Genomic DNA, 19,251 nt, shown 5'->3' with positions numbered 1-19,251 from the left:
GCGGTGCTTGAGCGCGGCGGGGCGTCGCGGTTGGTTCCGGGGTCAGCTCTCGGGACTCAGGCGAAGCAGCACTTCGGCCAGCGGTAGGTCGGTGGCGCTCGCGAGGACGAGGTTCGCCGAAGTGAGCTGGGCCGCAGCGACGAAGGGGTTGGGGATGGCCACCGTTGGCATTCCCGCCGCGTGGGCCGCCGCGATGCCGTGTGGGGTGTCTTCGACGGCTACCGCCGATGCTGGTGGCAGGCCCAATCGGGCCAGCACCAGGTGGTAGACGGCCGGGTCGGGCTTGTGGGTGAGGACCTCGTCGCCGGTGGCGATCGCGTCGAAGCTGGCCAGGACGCCTGCCCGCGACAGGTGGGCCTGAACCCAGGCACGTGGCAAGCTGCTGGCCACCGCGCACGCCAGGCCGGCGGCGCGGGCTTCGGACAGCCACGCCGCTATTCCGGGGCGCAGGCCCAGCGAGCGGTGCAGGCGCTCGCGGTGTGCGAGGAAGCGGGCGTGGCTGGCCGCGCGGTCTAAGCCTGGGCCGACCAGGGCGCCGAGGCGGTCGAGGCGGTGGTCCGTGACGTCACCGCCGTGGCCCGGCCAGAAAGACGCGTCAAGGGCCAGGGTCAGGCCGTGGTGGGACAACTCGGACCGCCAGGCCGCCACCAGCGTCGACTCCGTGTCCATCAACAGGCCGTCGAAGTCGAAGACGACCGCAGCGAAGGCGGTCACGACAGGTAGAAGTCGCGCAGGAGCGGCGCCAGGAGCGTCGGGTCGGGCACGTGGCCGGGATGGTTCAGGACGAGGCGCGTCGCCGACGGGAGGGCTTCGGTCAGTGCGTCGGCCGCCGGGGTGAAGAACGGGTCGGCGGCGCCGGTGGCGACCAGGACCGGCTGGGTCAGCGGCGTCGTGGGCACCCGGCCGTCGCCCAGGCAGGCCGCGTCGTAGGCCAGCGTCGGCGCCAGTGCCTCCAGCGCCGGCCAGACCGGAGCCGCCCGGGCAGCCGTGATCTCCGCCTCACCCGAGCCGGCCAGCCTCATGAAGGCGGCGACCGCGTCGCCGCGCCGATCCGCCGACAGCAACCGCTCCAGCTCGTCTACATAGGACAGCCATGCGGCGCGGACGGCCGGGTCGACCAGGTAGGGCACCTCGTAGACCGCGACCCGCGCCACCGGCAGCCCGGCCGCCGCGGCCCGCAGCGCCAGCGCGCCGCCGGACGACGCACCGAACAGGTGCGCCGGCCCGGAGACCGTGGCGAGCAGCGCGGCCAGGTCGTCGAGCTCGCGCTCGACCGCGTAGGGCTTGGTGTCGCCGCTGGCACCGCGACCGCGCCGGGCGTAGTTGACGACCGTGAACCACGGCGACAGTGCCGCCGCGAGTGGGGCGTTCTCGGCACCGTCGTCGAGGCCGCCGCCGACCAGCACCACCGGCGGGCCCGTGCCGGTGCGGGTGAAAGCGATGGGTGTGCCGTCTTCCGACCGCACCAGGAACGAGGTCATTTGGCCTCCGCGTAGCACTCGACCGCCGAGGCCTCCATGGGGAAGCGGACCTCGGTGTCGCCGAACAGGGCCGCGGTGGCCCGGGCGCCGGCCAGGTGGACCGCCTCGATGACCGCCTCGGCCTGGTCGGCGGGGCAGTGGACCAGCACCTCGTCGTGTTGGAACAGGACCAACTCGGCCGGAGTGCCGGCCAGCGCGGTGCGCAGCGTCGCCAGCAGGGCCAGGGCCCACTCGGCCGCCGTGGCCTGGATGACGAAGTTGCGGGTGAAGCGGCCGCGGGCCCGCGAGCGGCCGCTGTCGGGGGCGCCGCCGTCTCCAGACTCGTAGCCCGACTCGGCCAGGGAGACCGACACCGACGACGGTGGGCAGGTGCGGCCCAGCCACGAACGCACCAGGCCGCCGCCCTCGCCGGTGCGGGCCGCGCTCTCGACGTAGTCGAAGGCCGTCGGGTAGTTGCTGCGCAGCACCGCCAGGGCCGGGATGGCGGCGCCGCCGGTCTGGCCGTACATCGCGCCGAGCAGGGCGACCTTGGCCTTGGCGCGGTCGCCGCCGAAAGCGTCGGCCGCCAGCGCGGCGTAGAGATCGCCGGCCTGGCCGGCCGCGGCCAGGCGGGCGTCTCCCGAGACCGCGGCCAGCACGCGGGGCTCCAACTGGGCCGCGTCGGCGACCACCAGGCGCCAACCCGGGTCGGCGATCACGGCGCGGCGGACCACCTTGGGGATCTGCAGCGCGCCACCGCCGCGACTGGCCCAGCGGCCGGAGACGACGCCGCCGGGCACATACTCCGGGCGGAAGCGGCCGTCCTTGATCCAGGCGTCGCGCCAGGCCCAGCCGTGTGCCGTCCAGATGCGGAAAAGCTCCTTGTAGGCCAGCAGCGGCGCGACGGCCGGGTGGTCGACCCTTTGCAGGGTCCACGACCGGGTGTTGGGCACGTCGACGCCGGCGCGGTGGAAGGCCCTGAGCAGCTCGCCGGGCGACTCCGGGTGCAGGTGGCGCACGCCGAAGGCCGCGGCGATCTCGGCCGCCAGGCTGACCAGGCGGGCCGGCGGGCCGCCGACCGCCGACGGGGGGCCGAGCAGTTCGCGCAGCAGGGCGTCGTGCACGTCGGCCCGCCAGGGCAGGCCGGCCGCGCCCATCTCGACCGCGACCAGGGCGCCGGCCGACTCGGCGGCGACCAGCAGGCGGAACCGGGCGGGCGACGACGGGACGGCCGCCATCCGGGCGCGCTGGTCCGCGTAAACCGTGAGCAGGTCTTCGAGGGTGACCGACGGGGCGGCCGCCGGCGCCGCGAACAGCGCGTCCTGACCGCCACCCGGCGGCTCGGCCGCGACCGGCGGCGGGTCGGGTGGGACCGGCGTGCCGCGCAGCCGGGCCACTGCGGCGGCGACCGAACGCGGCGCTCCCCAGGCGCCCGCGGAGCCGAGCAGCAGCGCCTCGGTCAGTTCGACGTCGTGGCAGCGCTCGACCCGGACGCCCGCGGCGAGCAGCGGCGGGTAGATCGCCATGGTCGACGGCCAGATCCACCGGGGCTTGGCGGAGGCCTCCCAGGAGGCCACCGCGGCGGCCAGTGACGGCACGGTCGCGGCGGCGCCGGCTGGGCGGCCCCCGTCGTCGAGCGGCAGGAGCCGACCCGAACCGCCCTCCCCCGGAACCGCCGCGACCAGCACGGGCCTATTCAACCCGACGCGTACGACAAGACGTTATTTCGTGATGCTGCCGGTGAGGCCCGCCTGGACCTGACGCTGGAAGATCACGTAGACCGCGAGCACCGGGAGCATCGCCATCGTGATGCCGGCGAACATGCCCGACCAGTCCGACTTGTAGCCCTGGTTGACCGACAGGCCGATCAGGGCCTGCGCGATCGGCGCGTGCTTCTCCTCGCCGCCGGCGGGCTGCATCAGCAGGACGGGCAGGTACCACTGGTTCCACTGCCCGATCACGTTGAAGATGCCGATGCTGATCAGGCCGGGCTTGGCCATCGGCAGCATGACCCGGAAGAACAGCGAGGTGTGCGAGGCACCGTCGACCAGCGCCGCCTCCGCCACCGTGGTGGGCAGGGTGCGGAAGAACGAGTGCATGAAGAAGATCGTGAACGAGAGCGACCAGGCCACGTACACCAGGATCAGCATCACGTACTGGTTGTAGCCGAGGAACGGAATCGACTTGCCGAGCAACTCGGTGCCCTTGAAGAGCGGCACCGCGGCCATGTAGACGGGCAGCGTCAGGCCGGCCAGGAACAGGTAGTAGATCAGGCGGTTGCCGGGGAACTCGTACCGCGCCAGCACGTACGCCGCCATCGAACCGAGCAGCATGGTGAGCAGCACGCCGCCGCCCACGATGATGATCGTGTCGAGGAAGACGCCGGAGAATCCGCCCTTGGTCCAGGCCCGGGAGAAGTTGTCCCAGTGCAGCGAGTCCGGGATCAACGACAACGGATTCTTGATGATCTCGGAGTCGGACTTGAGCGACGACATGACCACCCACAGCAGCGGCAGCACCACCATGGCGCCCCACACCAGCAGGAACAGGTGCGAGAAACCACTGAGCGCCACGTCGCTGGCCGAGGCGCGAGTGCCGGCGGGGCGGGGCTTGCCGGCCGGTGCCGGCTTCACGCCGGCGGTGCCGGGCGTGGGAGGCGTGGTGACCGTACTCATGCCGACTCCTAGTACTCGATCCGCTCGCGGCGGGTGACCCGCAGCTGCACGGCGGCCAGCAGCAGAGTGAAGATGCCGAGGGCGACGGCGATCGCGCAGGCGTAGCCGAACTGGCCCTTGCTGAAAGCGGTGAAGTTGATGACCGAGGCGAACACCTCGCTGGCGTTGTCGGGGCCACCCTGGTTCGGCGTCATCACGTAGACGAGCGCGTACATGTCGAGCGCGATGAAGCCCAGATAGACCCAGGCGACCGAGACCGAATCGCGCAGCAGCGGCAGCGTGACCCGGAAGAAGGTCTTCACCCTTGAGGCGCCGTCGAGCGTCGCCGCCTCGAAGATGTCCTTCGGGATCGACTGCATCGCGGCCGAGAACAACACCATGTAGAAACCGGTGCCGCCCCAGACCGCGATCAGGAGCAACCACCAGAGCACCGCGGGTACGCCGAGGAACGGTGTGGGGTCGGCGACGAACGCCAACGGCTTGTCGGCGTCGACCAGGCCGATCTTGATCAGCAGCCCGTTGAGCAGGCCCTGCCCGTCACCGCGGTAGATCGCCCCCCACATGATGGCGATCAGGACCAGCGAGAGCACCTGCGGGAAGAAGAAGACCACCTTGTAGACGTTGGAGCCCCACACACCGCGGACCCCGGCCCTGCTCCCGCGTCCGCCCACGTTGAGCAGGAACGCGAAGAGCAGGGCCAGCGCGATCGTGAAGATCGGCACGGTGACCAGGAAGAACACGCTATGCCAGAAGGCCTTGCGGATCAGCTCGTCATGGATCAGCCGGACGTAGTTGTCCAGCCCGACGAAATCCTGCGTGTCGGAGTAGCCGCCCCAGTTCGTCAGCGAGTAGTAGATGTCCTGGATATAGGGCCACAGCACGTAGTACGCGTACAGGGCCACGGGCACTGCCAGGAAACTCGCGACGAAGCGGGCTTTACCGTGCCGCATCTCGACTGTCCGTTCTAGGCGTCGCGGGTGAACTTCTTGATGGAACTGTCCTTGGCTACCTTGTCGGTGGCAGTCTGGAGCGTATCGGCGAACTTCGCCGCGGTCATCCGGCCTGCCATCAGCTCGCCGATCGCGTTCTGCTCGGCCTTGTCGATGTCGGCATACCAGTCGGGGTGCTTGAAGGAGATCAGGTCACCGCTGGCCTTCTTCATGACCTCGCCGGCCGAGACCAGCGCCGTCGAGTTGGTGACCTTGTCGCCCGAGCCGGCCCGCGACGAGAGCGAGCTGGTGAGCTCGGCGAACTTGCCGGCACCTTCGACGGAGAGCATGGCCCGGAGGAACTCCATGCCGGCCGCCGCGTTGGCCGCCTTCTTCGGGACGATCCAGTTCTCGCCCGAACCGGCGTACACCGCGCCCTTGGCCTTGTCGTTGGCGCTGACGCTCCAGAAGTTGGACAGCTTCATCTGGAAGCCGGACGGGATGGTCTGGCGCATCTCGTTCTCGAGCCAGGTGCCACACGGCAGGAGAGCGGCCTTGCCGTCGAGCCACGCCTGCTGCGACTCGGTGTGGCTCAGGGTCGCGCTGCCGGTCAGCGTGTAACCGTCCTTGACCAGCTTCTCGGTCGCCTGGAGGGCGGCCATGACCTCGGGGGTCTTCCAGCAACCGGGCTTGAGGTTGTCGATGTCGACGACCGCCTGCTTGCCGCCGGACATCCAGATCCAGCTCATGATCGCCCAGCGCATGTAGTACGGGTACTTGCCAGCGAACGCGAACGGAGCGATGCCGGCCTGCTTGATCTTCGGCGCGAGTGCGAAGAACTCGTCGAAGGTCGTCGGGGCGGTCCAGCCGTTCTTGTCGAAGAGCGCCTGGTTGTACCAGATGCCGAAAACGGTGTAGGCGTAGTTGAGCACGAACACCTTGCCGTCGAAGGTGCCGTCGTTGACGGTGCCCGGCAGCAGGGTGTCGCGCACCTTCTTGCTGGGGTCGTCCCAGCTCGGCGCGTCCAGCAGCGGCGTGAGCTCGGTCAGCGCACCCTCGTTGACCAGCGTGTCGAGCGCCATGATGTCGGCGCCGGCGTTGTTGATCAGGTCGGCGGGCGTGGTGCTGAACTTCGGCTGCTGCTCGGTCTTGATCTTCTGCGTCGAGCTCAGGTTGACCGTGACACCCGCGTGCTTCTTGTTGAACACGGTCACGTCGTACTTGGCGTACGCGTCACCCAGGCCGCCGTTGAAGACGACGACGTCGACCTTGCCGCTGTCGGCGACGCCGAGCGGGTTGTCGTCCGTCTTGGCCCCGGTGTCGGCCTTGTCGTCCCCGCTGGAACTGCCGGCGCATGCGGAGAGCAGGGCGACGGCGGGGGTGGCGAGCAGACCGGCGGCCGCCGTACCGCGCAACAGCGAACGGCGACTGAGGTCCGACGTGCTGTCGGGGAGTTGCGACATCTTGTCTCCTCGATTCATGAGAGATCGGGGTCAAGCGGTACGCCGGAGGCGCCCGGCATATCGCGATTCGAGGGCGTGGTTGTGCGCGTCCCCACCGGGGACGTTGGCGGAGAGGTAGATAGGGGGCACCTCTCCGAGTTGGTGGAACCGTCGTACGACCTCGGCGGTCAACAACTGCGCCAGCAGCGCAGCGGTGACCGACGAGACCGCACAGACCGTGCCGCCGTCGTGCGTCGGCAGCAGTGCGTCGCCGTACGGCGCGCCGTTGTCCAGCACGACGTCAGCGAGGTCGGCCAGCCGCCGACCGGACGGGTGGCGTGGTGCCACCCGTGTCGTGTGCGCCACCGAGGTGACCGCGATCAGGTGGTGACCGCGCTCCTTCACCAGGGCCGCCAGCTCGACGACCGAGCCGTTGATCCCGGACTGCGAGGCCACCACGAACACGTCCTGGGGTTGCGGCCGGGCCAGCGCGTAGATCTGGTGCGCGATGCCCGGGTCGCGTTCGAGCTTGGGGTCGCCCAGCACGTCGCGGTGTGCGTCGCCGTGCAGGACCAGGTCGTGGATGTCGAGCCGGTTGGTCGGCACCAGCCCGCCGGCCCGGCCGACCAGGTCGGCGGCGAACGCGGCGGAGTGGCCGGCGCCGAACGCCTGGAGCACTCCCCCGGCCCGCAGGCTCTCCGCGATCAGGTCCGCGGCCCGCGCCAGGTCGTCGGCCTGCGCGTCGAGCAGACCGTCCAGCAGTGGGAGTACGGCGTCGGCGTAGCCGCGGGCGGACACGCCCGCCTTGGCCGGCAACGGCGCATTCGACGTTGTCACGCTGCCCCCTTCGCCGTCTTGTGTCCCTCGACCGCCTGCGCGGTGCGCTGGAACGAGGCGTGCGCCCGGTCGTGGGTGCGCTGCGCGACCGCGATGTAGAGCAGGTCGAGCACCACCAGTTGCGGGTGCCGGGCGGAGAGCGCGTCGGGGCGGAACGTGGTCGCCTGCGCCGCGGTCAGCAGCACGATGTCGGCGAGTTCGGCCAGCGGCGAGCGCGGGAAGCTGGTCAGCGCGATGGTCGTCGCGCCCCGGCTGCCGGCCTCGGCGAGCATCTCGATGGTCTCCCGGGTGCCGCCGCTGTGGCTGACGCCCAGTGCGACGTCGCCCGAGCGCAGCAGCGCGGCGCTGGCCAGCCCGTTGTGCACGTCGGTCCAGGCCCACGCGGCGATGCCGATGCGATGCAGGCTGAACTGCATCTCCTCGCCGACCAGGGCGCTGCCGCTGGCGCCGAAGATGTCGACCCGGGTGGCGGCCGCGATCGCCTCGGCGGCCCGTTCGACCTCGGCCAGGTCGAGCAGCGCGGCGGTGTCGTGCATGGCCCGGGTGTCGGCGGCCATGATCTGACCGAGCACCCGGTCGAGCGGGTCGGTCGGCTGGATCTCGCGCCCGATGTCGTAGGTCCAGCCGGCCGAGCGGGCCCGCCCTGTCTCGGCGGCGATGCCCAGCCGCAGGTCGGCGTAACCGTCGAAACCGAGCGCCCGGCAGAACCGGGTGATCGTGGCCGGCGAGGTGCCGCTGCGCTCGGCCAGCTCGACGATCGTCGCGCGGGCGGCCGCGGCCGGGTCGGCGAGCACCTGCTCGGCCACCCGCTGCAACGCACCGGTGAACTCCGGAAGACCCGCACGCACCCGGAGCAGGACCCCGTCGGCGGGCGAGGCATCGACGACCGCGGTGGCGGTCGAGTCGGCCTCGCGCTCGATCATGGTCCCGCCTTTCAAAAAGGAGTGTTAACTGTTAGTGGTAAAAGTTCTTACTGAACCCCCCTTCGTGTCAAGACTTTGGGTGAAGTTTTCAAACTGTTACGCGCCGACATGGACGCGAAACCCCGCCGGAGATGCTCTCCGGCGGGGTTCTCGATGCGGTAACGGTAGGGCCTCACCTGCGGATCAGGGTGGTGCTCCGGCGAGGTCCAGACGGTGTCCGGGCGTGCGCGGAGGCCGGTCGGATACCGGTGTTGTATCCGGCCGGCCTCCGCGTGCGGTCGGACGGCGTCTGGGCCCGGCGGAGCGCCACCCTGATCCGCAGGTGAGGCCCTAAGCGGCGGCTGCCGATCCAATCGCGTTGACCAGGATCTCCAGGGCTTCGCGGGCCTCGTCCTCGGTCAGCGTCAGCGGCGGGCCCATCCGCAGCACGTTGTTGTAGAGGCCGCCCTTGCCGACCAGCAGGCCGCCCTTGCGGCACTCCTCGAAGACCCGCACGGTGGCCGGCACGTCGGGCACGGTGGTGCCCGGCTGGACGAACTCGATGGCCAGCATGAGGCCGCGGCCGCGGATCTCGCCGACGATCGGGTTGTCGCCGACGGCCGTCTTCAACCCCTCGCGCAGGATCGCGCCGACCCGGGCGGCGTTGCCCTGGAGGTCGTGGTCGAGCACGTAGTCGAGCGTCGCGTTGCCGGCGGCCGTGGAGATCGGATTGCCGCCGAACGTGGAGAACGAGATCGCCGGCACCTGGTTGACCACCTCCGCCCGACCGACGACGCCGGCGAGCGCGAAGCCGTTGCCGATGCCCTTGGCGAAGGTGAGCAGGTCGGGGACCACGCCGTGGGCCTGGTAGCCCCAGAAGTGTTCGCCCGTGCGGCCCCAGCCGGTCTGCACCTCGTCGGAGATGAGCAGGATGCCGGTCTCGTCGAGCACCTTCTTCAGGGCGCCGAACAGCCCGTCGGGGCCGGAGACGAAGCCGCCGACGCCCTGCACCGGCTCGGCGATCAGCGCCGCCACGTCGCCCGCGGTCTGGGTCGCGAGCACCTCGCGCAGGTCGTCGACGGCCGCCTCGACCTGGTCGTCGTCGTCGAGCCGGGACATCAGGCCGCGCAGCCGGTCGCCGCTGTGCAGCCAGCTGACCTGCAACGGGTTCAACGAACTCGACGACCAGCTCCGGTGGCCGGTGATCCCCATGGCCGCGTAGGAGCGCCCGTGGTAGCTGTTGCGCACCGCCAGGATCTGGTTGGAACGCCGATGGTTGGTGGCCATCAGCAGTGCGGCCTCGTTGGCCTCGGTGCCCGAGTTGGTGAAGAACACCCGCGCGTCCGGAATGCCGGACACCCGGGCGATCTTCTCGGCCAACTCGACCTGCGACCGGATGAGGTAGAGCGTCGAGGTGTGCGCGACCCCGGTGCGCAACTGGCGTTCGACCGCCTCGCGGATCTCCGGGATGTCGTAGCCGACCATGGTGGTCAGCACGCCGCCGAAGAAGTCGAGGTAGGTGCGGCCGTCGGAACAGGTCACCCGCCGCCCGGAACCGGACACGATCTCGAGCGGCTCGGCGTAGTAAAGCGGCATCCAGCTCGGCATCACGGCACGGTGCCGGGCCAACAGGTCGTCGGTCATCCTCACGGTCTAGCACACCACGACCTGGGACGGGGCTCAGGCAGGTGCGGAATCCCTGATCGCCTCGGCATAGGCGGCGCTGCGGTGCTCGAAGTTGCGGAACCGGCCGTAGCTCGGCGCGCCCGGCGAGAGCAGCACGACGCCGCCCGGCGGGGTCAGCGCGCGGGCCCGGCGGACGGCCGCCGCCAGGTCGTCCACTACCTCGGCGCGCACGTGGTCGAGGCCCTTGAGCGCGTCGACGATCCGCGGGCCGCTGTCCGGGATGCCGAGCACGGTGATCGCGTCGAGCCGCTCCAGGTGCTCACGCAGCACGGTGTAGTCGACGCCCCGGTCGTTGCCACCGACGATCACGGTCAACGGCTTGCCCTCGTACGCGTCGATCGCGTGTGTTGTCGCGTGTGGGCTGGTGGCCAGCGTGTCGTCGACGAACGTGAGCCCGGACGGGTCGGCGATCTCGGCCAGCCGGTGCGGCAACGGCTGGAAGCTCGCTGCCCCCTCCCGCAGCTCATCGGCCCGGGCGACGCAGTCGACGCCGAGCGCGGTCAGCACCGCCAGGGCGACGCAGAGGTTGCCGGCGTTGTGCCGACCCGGCAGGTTGAGCGCGGCCCGCGGGAACAGCACCGTGCCGTCGGGCGCCACCACGTCGTCGCCGTCGAGGTGGAAGCCCGCCGGGTCGTTGGCCGCGACCGCGCCGGGCCGGTCGCGCACGCGCTCGGCGAGCCGGGCGTCGACGGCGTTGTAGATGATCGCTTTCGGTCCGTGGGCGATCAGGTTGAGCTTGTCGCGGTAGTACTGCTCCTCGCCGCCGTGCGCGTCGAGGTGCTCGGGGAAGAGCGCGGTGAGCACCGCGATCCGCGGCGAGTCGGTCAGGTCGCTGCACTGGTAGCTGGACAGCTCGAGCACGTAGCGGTCGGCGTCGACGGGCAGGTCGAGCACCGGCACGCCGATGTTGCCGCCGTAGACGTTGGGCCGGCCGACCGCGGTGAGCAGGTGGCTGATCAGGCTCGACGTGGTGCTCTTGCCCTTACTGCCGGTGACCCCGACGGTGCGGTCGGCGTGGTCGGCCATCCACAGCGCGGTGCCCTGGGTGACCGGGACGCCGGCCGCGCGCAGGTCACGCATCCAGGGGTGGGTCTGCGGGATGCCCGGCGACCGGACCACCACGTCGGCCGCGGCGAGCGCCTCGTAACGGTCGGTGAGCGGGGCGGCCGCGGCCAGCGGGCCCTCCCAGGGCAGGCTGAGGAAGTTGCCGCTGTCGTCGACGGCGACCAGGTCGGCCGGACCGTGCGCGGCGACGGCTAGCACGGCGGCGCGCCCCTCGCGCCCGGTGCCCCACACGGCCACCCGGCGTCCCTGCAGGTCGGCGAGCCTCATAATGGTGCGCTCCTCGTGGTGTCGAGCCGCCCGGTGGCGGGCGCCGACCTAGTATGGCGTGTGCGCAACGACCAGCTCGGCCAGATGGCGACCTTCCGGTTCCCGTCCTCGTCGTTCGACCCGACCACCGGCGTGGCCTCCTTCGACTATGAGCTCGACGGCCCGACCGGGACGCTCACGTTCACGGAGACCGTCACCTTCCCGGTGCCGGCGGTGGCGCCCACCGCGGCCCGCCTCGAGGCGTTCCACCGGGTGCTGTCGCTGCTGCACCTGGTCGCCGGCGTCAGCTACTACAAGGCGGCCGCGCCGCCGCGGCTGGAGCTGCCCGCCCCGGTCGCCGGCGCGGTGGTCGACTACATCACGGCGATCTACACCAAGGGGCTCGCGGAGTACGCGTACCGCAACGACCTGCCGCACGTGCTCTCCCTGGTCCCGGTCGTGCCCGGAACCGCGTCGCCGGTGCCGGCGGCGCCGGAGCTGACCGAGGGGCGGCCGCTGTCGGCGGTCGGCGGCGGCAAGGACTCGATCGTCACCCTGGAGACGCTGCGCGCCGGGGGGTTCGACCCGGTGCCGTTCTCGGTCAACCCAAACCCGATCATCGAGTCGGTCAACGCGGCCTCCGGCGCACCCGCCCTGGCCGCCCGGCGCAGGCTCGACCCGCTGCTGCTGGAGCTCAACGCCGAGGGTGCGCGCAACGGCCACATCCCGGTCACCGCGATCAATTCGCTGATCGCGGTGGCCACCGCGGTGCTCCGCGGGCTGGGCCCGGTGGTGATGTCCAACGAGCGCTCCGCGTCTGATCCGAATCTGATCTGGAACGGTCACGAGATCAACCACCAGTGGTCGAAGGGCGTCGAGGCCGAGGGGCTGTTGCGCGACGCGCTGGCCGCACACGCCGGGCTGGTCGACCCCTACTTCTCGCTGCTGCGCACCCTCTCGGAGTTGCACATCGCGAAGCTGTTCGCCGGGTTCACCGGCTACGACGACGTGGTGACGAGCTGCAACCAGGCGTTCAAGCTGAGCAACGCGACCGCCCGTTGGTGCGGCCACTGCCCGAAATGCCGGTTCGTCTTCCTGGCCATGGCTCCGTTCATGTCGCCCGAGCGGCTGGTCCGGATCTTCGGCACCGACCTGTTCGCCGACCCCGCACAGATCCCCGGCTACCTGGAGATCCTCGGCATCGACGGGCACAAGCCGTTCGAGTGCGTCGGCGAGGTCGAGGAGTCGCTGGTCGCGCTCGGCCTGCTGGCCCGCCAGCCGGCCTGGGCCGGCACACCGGTGGTGATGGCGCTGGTCGGCGCCGTTCCACCCGAGGCGTGGGCGGCCGCCTCCGACTCCGAGGTGTTCACCCCGGGTGGCCCGCACTTCGTTCCGGCCACCTACGCCAAGCTGCTGCCGGCCTAGTCCTCGCGGCCCAACTCCCAGAACGCGACCGCGGCGGCCGCGGCCACGTTGAGCGAGTCGACGCCGTTGCGCATCGGGATGGCGACCCGCACGTCGCTGGCCCGGATCGCCGCCGGGGTGATGCCCGGGCCCTCGGCGCCGAGCAGCAGGGCCGCCTTCTGCCGCTGTGCGTCGGTGAGGCGTTGCAGCGGGACCGCGTCCGGGGCCGGGGTCATCGCGATCACCGTGAAGCCGGCTTCGCGCACCTGCTCGAGGGCGGTGGGCCAGGGCGCCAGGGTCGCGTAGGGCACCGCGAACACCTCACCCATGCTGACCCGCACGCTGCGCCGGTAGAGCGGGTCGGCGCAGGTCGGCGAGAGCAGCACGGCGTCGACGCCGAGCGCGGCCGCGCCGCGGAAGATCGCGCCGACGTTGGTGTGGTTGTTGACGTCTTCGAGGATGGCCAGCCGGCGGGCCTCGGCCAGCACGGTCCCCAGTTCGGGCATCGGGCGGCGGTGGAAACTGGCCAGCACGCCGCGGTGCACGTGGAAGCCGGTCACCTGTTCGAGGACGGCCTGGCCGGCGGCGTACACCGGCGCGGTTTCGATCAGGTCGGCGAACTGGTCGATGCGCTTCTCGTCGACCAGGAACGACCGCGGGCGGTAGCCGGCACGCAGGGCGCGGCGCAGCACGAGTTCGCCCTCGGCGATGAACAGGCCGTGCGGCGGCTCCCAGCGGGTGCGCAGCTCGACGTCGGTCAGCGCCCGGTAGTCGGCGAGCCGCTCGTCTCCGGGCTCGGTGATCATGGTGACCGGCACGTCGGCCATTGTCCGCTGCCCTGCTGGGCGGTGCCGCCGCGGGTCAGCCGGCCCCGGCGAAGTGGTGTGGTGGTGTCACCGCCGGCGCCTCCGCCCGGCGTAGGCCGTCGAGCACGTAGCTCAGGTGCCGGCGCCAGGCGTCCGGCGCGCTGGCGACGGTGCGCTCGACCAGCCCGGCGTTGGCCATCAGGATCAGCACCACGTCGGCGTGGGTGACGTCGGCCCGCACGGCACCGGCGGCCCGGGCCCGGTCGATCAGCGCGGTCAGGCAGTCGAACGCGATGTCGCGCAGGTCATCGAGTTCGTCCACTTCGGACATCCGGGCGGTCAGCAACTCGGCCAGCGCCCGGTCGCCGGCCTGCAACTCGCAGAGGTAGGTCAGGTGGCCGGCGAACGCCTCCCACGGGTCGGGGTCGTCGAGCGACGCCCGAGCGGCGGCGACCACCTCGCGCAGCGGTTCGACGAACACGGCGCCGACCAGGTCGCGGCGGCGCGGGAAACGCCGGTAGAGGGTCGCGTTGCCGACCCGGGCGTGGCGGGCGATGTCGTCCAGTGGTGCGTCGAGGCCGCGGGCGGCGAACACCGATCGGGCGGCGTCGACGAGTTGGCGGCGGTTGCGCTCGGCGTCGGCCCGCAGGCTCCCGGGAGACATGGCAGATACCTTACGGCGGTAACCGGGGGTTGATCCCCGGTCGTGCTAGCGTCGCAGAAGGAGCTAAGCAGGGACAATCCCCCGGTTAGGTGAGGTGGTCTCGCGATGGCACGAGCACTGGCGGTCGCCGCCCGCGACCAGAACCCGACGGTCATGGACGTGTCCGTGCCCAACCCCGGACCGGGCCAGATCCGGGTGGCGGTGGAAGCCGCCTCGCTCAACGGCATCGACGCCGCCACCGGCGCCGGGTTGCTCTGGGACTCCGTACCGCATCAGTTCCCCGTCGTGCTCGGCCGCGACTTCGCCGGCACCGTCGAGCGGATCGGCCCCGGCGTCGACAACCTCCGGCCGCACGATCGGGTGGCCGGCGTGATCACCGGAATGTCGCTGGCCCGGGGCGCGCTGACCGACACGATCGTGTTCGACGCCCGCGGCGTCGCACCGCTTCCGCCGGGCATCAGCGAGGAGCAGGCGGCCGGTGCGGGCCTGGCCGCCGTCACCGCCAAGGCCCTGGTCGACGTGCTCGCGCTGACCGCTTCCGACACCGTGCTGGTCGCCGGCGCGACCGGCGGCGTCGGTGTCTTCGCCGTGCAACTGGCCAGGGCGACCGGCGCCACCGTGTACGCCACCGCCCGGCCCGGCGAGCCCGCCGAATTCATCCGCGCGCTCGGCGCAGCCGACACGGTCGACTACACCGACGGCGTAGCGGCCCTGCCCGGACTGACCGCCATCGTGCACGCCGCCGGCGACCCGGCCGCGCTGGCCGCCCTGCTGCCGGCCGGCGGCCGCTTCGCCTCGGCCGTCGGCGCCACCGCCCAGGCGGTCGGCCGCACCGACATCACCGTCACGCCGGTGACCTCGACGGCGCCGCCCGCCACGGTGAGCGCGATCCTCGACGCGATCGCCGCCGGCTCGCTCCAGGTGCCGATCACGCACACCTACCCGATGTCGGAGGCGCCCCGCGCGCTCGCCGACTTCCGCGGCCACAAGCTGGGCAAGCTCGTGGTCGACACACGGCGCTGAGCGTCCCATGGCGACCATCGCGATCGTCGGCGCGGGACCCGGCCTGGGCTTCTCCATCGCCAAGGTGTTCGGGGCGCACGGCTACGACGTGGCCCTGATCGCCCGCAACCGGTCCAGGCTGGACCAACTGGTCGGATGGCTCGGTGAGCTGGAGATCGCCGCGGCCGGCTACCAGGCCGACATCATGGACCGGGCGAGCCTGGTGCAGGCGTTCAAGGACATCGCGGCCGGCCAGGGCCCGGTCGACGTGCTCGAGTTCTCCCCGGCGCCGCGCGGCCCACAGGCCGGGATGGTCCTGGCCGGGCCGCTCGACGTGAGCGTGGCCAACGTGCAGCCGCACATCGACTTCTACGTGCACGGCGCCATCACGGCGACCGGCCAGGTGCTGCCCGACATGATCGAGCGCGGCACCGGCACCCTGCTGTTCACCACGGGACTCTCGTCGGTGGTGCCGTCACCGGCGATGGGCAACGTCGGAATCGCCGGCGCCGCGTTGCGCAACTGGGTGCTCAACCTGCACGACAGCCTGGCCGGCAAAGGGGTGTACGCGGCGCACGTGCCGCTGTCCCTGTCGGCCGACGAGGCCGACCCCGAGACGGTCGCGCCGCACTATTGGGACCTGCACACCCGCGGCGAGGGCGCCGAGCACCTGCTGTCCGGCGACGTGCTGCGCTCCGCGCCGCGGACCGAAGAGGCCTGAGACGGCGGGCACAGCCGGCGCCGGGTGGGCGGTGCCGGCTGTGCCCGGGTCGGTGGGCGTCAGCGCTTCGGCTTCTTGTCCGATGTGGTCGCTGACCGGTTGTCGTCCTCGGTTAGGGCGCCGATCCGGAGCCGGCGCTTGCCGGGGCGGCGCGGTGCCGCCGGCGGTTGCTCGTCCTTGGCCGGCTTGGCCGGGTTGGGCTGGTCGGCCTGTTTGGCTGCCTTCCTCCCCCAGCCCAGCCGGCGACGCTGCGGCTTGGCGGCGGTCGGCTCGACCACCCACCCGCGCGGCTGGACGTATTTGGGGTTCCAGCGGTGCGGGTCGGCACCCTTGCGGTCCCACCCGCACGGGTCGGCACCCTTACCGTCCCAGCGGCACAGGTCAGCGTCCTGGCCGTCCCAGCCACGCGGGTCGGCGCCCTTACCGTCCCGGCTCCTACCGTCCCAGCCACGCGGGTCGGCGCTCCTACCGTCCCAGCCACGTGGGTCGGCGCTCCTACCGTCCCGGCCACGCGGGTCGGCGTTCTTGCCGTCCCAGCCGTGGGCGTTCGCGTTCCGGTTGGCGGTGTCACGGCCGCGCGCGTCGCGGTCCTTGCCGTCCCAGCCGCGGGCGTCCGCGGCTTTCCCGTCCCAACCGTTCGGGTCCCGGTCGTGCGCGACGCGCTGCTGCGCGTCGCGGCCGTTCAAGTCGCGGCCCTTCACGGCGTTCTCCCTCGGGTAGCGGCCCATCGCGGCGTTCTCCTTCGCGCCCCTCGCGGCGTCGTCGTTCGCGCCACGACCCTTCGCGTCGTCCTTGGCGCCGCGACCCCTCGCGGCGTTGTCCTTCGCGTCGCGGCGCCGGCCGGCGCGCCCCTTCCTGGTGCGGGCCTTCGCGTCTCGGTCCCCCGCGTCGTTGGCGGCCCGGTCCTTGGCGTCGCGCTCCCTGGCCTGGCGGCGCAGGACGACCAGGTCGTCCAGGCGCGACTCGTCGGCGCCGTCGCCCCCGCCGGCGTTGGCATCCTGCTCGCGCCCGGCGCGGACGGCGCGCAGGGTGCTGTTGGACTTCCAGGCGATGCCGAGCCCGGCGGCGATCATCAGCAACGCACCGGCCGTGTGGAACGGCGACAGCCAGAGACCGGCGAAGCCGACCATCGGACCGCAGATGACCAGCATCAGGCCGTCACCGCGGCTGAACATCCGGGACCGGAAGACCGCCCAGCCCACCGCCACCCAGCCTGCGCTGTAGATGCCGGCGCAGGTCAGCGCCAGGGTCTTCGCGCTCAGGCCCCAGAGCGGGGTGGCCGGTGGCACCGCGGCGAACATCAGCATCGAGATGCCGCCGAAGATGCCCAGCAGCAGGCCGGTGAAGGCGGCGCCTCGGCTGCGGACCGCGGCGAGCAGGCCGACCAGGCAGGCCATCGCGGTCACGCCGAGCCAGACGCTGGCCACCCAGGCGAACAGGCGGAACGGTGCGCCACCGTCGAGGTAGTACGCCGGGCCCCCGCGCACCATCGCGCCGATCGACGCGGCGGCCGCGACCACGCCGGCGGCCGGCAGGGTCCAGGTGAGGCGGCGTGAGACGGCGCGTACCAGAGCGGCCCAGCGGGCGTTGGTGATCGGCCCGTCCGGCGCCTTCGGCTCGATCTCCGGCAGCAGCTTGATGCCCACGTCGGTCAGGCTGGTCACGTCGATCTTCTTGGCGTGCTTAACGTTCTTGTCGCCCTTGTTGTCCTTGCCGTTCTTGTCGTCCTTGACCTTTTCGGTCTCGGTCGTCTCCGGTTCGGGCCGGGTGGTCCAGATCCGTTCGGCCTGGATGGCGTGCCCGATCTTCGGCAGCCGCGCCGTGTCGTCGGCAGCGGTGCCCTCGTAGGTCGGCGTCCCGAGCGGCGCCGTCGGCCGCAACGTCGACCTGCCATCGTCGACGTCGGGCTCGGCTGTCGTCAGGCCCGCCGGGCCGCTCGCCACCAGGGCGTGCTCCGCCGTGTCGGTCAGGCTCGCGTCGCTGCCGAAGATGTCCACTCCCGCACCGTTCGCAGCGGTCCAGGAGGCCTCCGACGCGGTGCCGGCCGCAGGCGAAGCGCCCCATGACGGCGCCGGCTCCGGACCCATCGACGCGCCCTTGGGCCGGCCAGATTCAGCACCATCCGCCCAGGCCCGGTCCCCATGCGACGGCCCCGACGAGATCCCGGCCCGATCCGCGCGCAGCGCGTCAACGCCCGCCCCGGCGGGCCCGAAACGATCTTCGCCCGAGCGATCCCGCACAGCGTCAAAGCCTCCCCCGGCGACGCCGGAACGGCCCTCGCCCGAGCGACCCCGAAGGGTGTCAAAGCCTCCCCCCACGGCACCGGAACGGTCCTCGCCCGACCGATCCCGCACCACGTCAGAGCCTCCCCCGACGGCGCCCGAACGGTCCTCGCCCGACCCATCCCGAAGAGCGTCGAGGCTCGCCCCGGCAGCGGCGGGACGGTCGTCGCCCGACCGGTCGCGAAGGGCGTCGAGGCGTTCGGCGGCGGAGCCGGACCGGGCGCTCTCGGGCCGCTCCGGGTGGGACGCCGATCCCGACGCGGCGGGACCGGGGCGGTCGTGCGTCGACCGGTCACCGCGGAACGTTTCCAGGCCTCCGGTCCCCGAGCCAGCGGCAGCACGATTGCCGTGCGGTGCGCCGTCGTCCGCGGGCCGGGAGCGGTCCGCAGCGGCGCCGTCCGGACGTCCGGCGCCCGCGGTGGGTGCGACGGGATCGCGCGAGCGCGAGCCCGTGCCGCGCGAACCGGACCGGCTCCAGGCGGAGGCGTCCGGTTCGGCGCCGCGGCCGCCCGCGGCGTCCGGGCCGCGTTCCCAGCCCATGCCCTTGCGGGGGCGGTCGTCCGGCGCGCCCGGCGCCGGGTCGCGGTCGGTCGAGCGGGGTTCGTCCGGCCTGGGACGCGACCGCGCCCCGGCGGCGTGCGAGACCGGGCGCTGCTCGTCGTCGTCGCGCCCGAGGCTCCACCAGCGGCGGCCGCTGCGTTCGGGCATCTTCGGGCGGACCACCAGGTTCTCCGCGGCGGCCGGGCGGGCCGGCGGCGGGTCGGCGCGGCGGGGCCGGGCTGGGCTCTCGGGCGCAGCGGCGGGCTCAGCGGCGGGCTCGTCCATCGGTTCGCCCACGACGGACTCGGCCGGATCGGCCGGCCGGTCGCCGGGTCTGACCGCGACCGGCTCGGCCGGTGTCTCCGCGGGCTCGCCCGGCTTGCTCGCCGGCTCGGAGCGGTCCTTGTTGGAACCCGCGCCGGCGGAGTGCTTCGCCACGTGACCCATCGCCGTCACCTCGATTCTCGGCGGAACGGACCACGATCACCCGGGCGGCGGAACGCGCGCGAAGGGTGACCGTGCGTTACCTACGCGAATCGTGACAGCTTGCGAGGGGCTTTCGCGTTGGATCGGAGAAACCGTGAGGAACT

Annotated in this window: 16 protein-coding genes; 3 read left to right on the top strand and 13 right to left on the bottom strand. The window is 72.1% G+C overall.

Annotated elements, in window-relative coordinates; genetic code table 11:
- Positions 1 to 42: 42 nt before the first annotated feature.
- From AB0J74_RS01460 to murD, 10 genes are all read right to left on the bottom strand, one after another.
- On the bottom strand, positions 43 to 714 hold the full coding sequence (locus tag AB0J74_RS01460; protein WP_363443077.1) for an HAD-IA family hydrolase: 672 nt from the start codon (positions 712 to 714) through the stop codon (positions 43 to 45).
- Complete coding sequence (locus tag AB0J74_RS01455) at positions 711 to 1,481, bottom strand: alpha/beta hydrolase (RefSeq protein WP_363443075.1); 771 nt, start codon at positions 1,479 to 1,481, stop codon at positions 711 to 713. The genes AB0J74_RS01460 and AB0J74_RS01455 overlap by 4 nt, the downstream gene beginning before the upstream one ends.
- On the bottom strand, positions 1,478 to 3,103 hold the full coding sequence (locus AB0J74_RS01450) for a bifunctional 3'-5' exonuclease/DNA polymerase (protein WP_363444030.1): 1,626 nt from the start codon (positions 3,101 to 3,103) through the stop codon (positions 1,478 to 1,480). The genes AB0J74_RS01455 and AB0J74_RS01450 overlap by 4 nt, the downstream gene beginning before the upstream one ends.
- A 78-nt stretch (positions 3,104 to 3,181) precedes the next feature.
- Complete coding sequence (locus AB0J74_RS01445) at positions 3,182 to 4,135, bottom strand: carbohydrate ABC transporter permease (protein WP_363443073.1); 954 nt, start codon at positions 4,133 to 4,135, stop codon at positions 3,182 to 3,184.
- A gap of 8 nt (positions 4,136 to 4,143) precedes the next feature.
- A complete protein-coding gene (locus tag AB0J74_RS01440; protein ID WP_363443071.1) occupies positions 4,144 to 5,085 on the bottom strand; it encodes a sugar ABC transporter permease in 942 nt (313 codons plus the stop codon).
- Between the two features lie 14 nt (positions 5,086 to 5,099).
- Positions 5,100 to 6,527, bottom strand: coding sequence for an N-acetylglucosamine/diacetylchitobiose ABC transporter substrate-binding protein (gene ngcE / locus AB0J74_RS01435; RefSeq protein WP_363443069.1), 1,428 nt, complete (start codon positions 6,525 to 6,527; stop codon positions 5,100 to 5,102).
- 30 nt (positions 6,528 to 6,557) lie between these two features.
- Positions 6,558 to 7,304: an SIS domain-containing protein gene (locus AB0J74_RS01430; RefSeq protein ID WP_363444027.1), complete on the bottom strand. Its 747-nt coding sequence runs from the start codon at positions 7,302 to 7,304 to the stop codon at positions 6,558 to 6,560.
- A 35-nt stretch (positions 7,305 to 7,339) separates the two neighbouring features.
- Positions 7,340 to 8,266, bottom strand: a complete 927-nt coding sequence (locus AB0J74_RS01425; RefSeq protein ID WP_363443068.1) for a MurR/RpiR family transcriptional regulator — start codon at positions 8,264 to 8,266, stop codon at positions 7,340 to 7,342.
- Between the two features lie 330 nt (positions 8,267 to 8,596).
- Complete coding sequence (locus AB0J74_RS01420; RefSeq protein WP_363443066.1) at positions 8,597 to 9,889, bottom strand: aspartate aminotransferase family protein; 1,293 nt, start codon at positions 9,887 to 9,889, stop codon at positions 8,597 to 8,599.
- 36 nt (positions 9,890 to 9,925) lie between these two features.
- Positions 9,926 to 11,263, bottom strand: a complete 1,338-nt coding sequence (murD, locus tag AB0J74_RS01415; RefSeq protein WP_363443064.1) for a UDP-N-acetylmuramoyl-L-alanine--D-glutamate ligase — start codon at positions 11,261 to 11,263, stop codon at positions 9,926 to 9,928.
- A gap of 60 nt (positions 11,264 to 11,323) precedes the next feature.
- Here murD and AB0J74_RS01410 point away from each other — a divergent pair, with 60 nt between their 5' ends.
- The gene (locus tag AB0J74_RS01410; protein ID WP_363443062.1) at positions 11,324 to 12,667 is read left to right on the top strand and encodes a hypothetical protein; all 1,344 of its coding nucleotides are present in this window, start codon (positions 11,324 to 11,326) and stop codon (positions 12,665 to 12,667) included.
- Here AB0J74_RS01410 and AB0J74_RS01405 read toward each other — a convergent pair.
- Complete coding sequence (locus AB0J74_RS01405; RefSeq protein ID WP_363444024.1) at positions 12,664 to 13,464, bottom strand: RNA methyltransferase; 801 nt, start codon at positions 13,462 to 13,464, stop codon at positions 12,664 to 12,666. The genes AB0J74_RS01410 and AB0J74_RS01405 overlap by 4 nt on opposite strands.
- A gap of 43 nt (positions 13,465 to 13,507) precedes the next feature.
- On the bottom strand, positions 13,508 to 14,116 hold the full coding sequence (locus AB0J74_RS01400) for a helix-turn-helix domain-containing protein (protein ID WP_363443060.1): 609 nt from the start codon (positions 14,114 to 14,116) through the stop codon (positions 13,508 to 13,510).
- A gap of 105 nt (positions 14,117 to 14,221) precedes the next feature.
- On the opposite strand from AB0J74_RS01400, the gene AB0J74_RS01395 reads away from it, so the two are divergent.
- Together AB0J74_RS01395 and AB0J74_RS01390 are read left to right on the top strand one after the other, a co-directional pair.
- Entirely contained in the window at positions 14,222 to 15,139 is a 918-nt protein-coding gene (locus AB0J74_RS01395; protein ID WP_363443058.1) for an NADP-dependent oxidoreductase, read from the top strand.
- 7 nt (positions 15,140 to 15,146) lie between these two features.
- On the top strand, positions 15,147 to 15,839 hold the full coding sequence (locus AB0J74_RS01390; protein WP_363443056.1) for an SDR family NAD(P)-dependent oxidoreductase: 693 nt from the start codon (positions 15,147 to 15,149) through the stop codon (positions 15,837 to 15,839).
- Between the two features lie 59 nt (positions 15,840 to 15,898).
- Here AB0J74_RS01390 and AB0J74_RS01385 read toward each other — a convergent pair whose 3' ends face one another.
- Complete coding sequence (locus AB0J74_RS01385; protein ID WP_363443054.1) at positions 15,899 to 19,108, bottom strand: hypothetical protein; 3,210 nt, start codon at positions 19,106 to 19,108, stop codon at positions 15,899 to 15,901.
- Between the last annotated feature and the right edge of the window lie 143 nt (positions 19,109 to 19,251).

The organism is Asanoa sp. NPDC049573, assembly GCF_040676615.1.
Lineage (GTDB): Bacteria > Actinomycetota > Actinomycetes > Mycobacteriales > Micromonosporaceae > Asanoa.
This window is presented reverse-complemented; position numbering and strand designations above follow the sequence as displayed.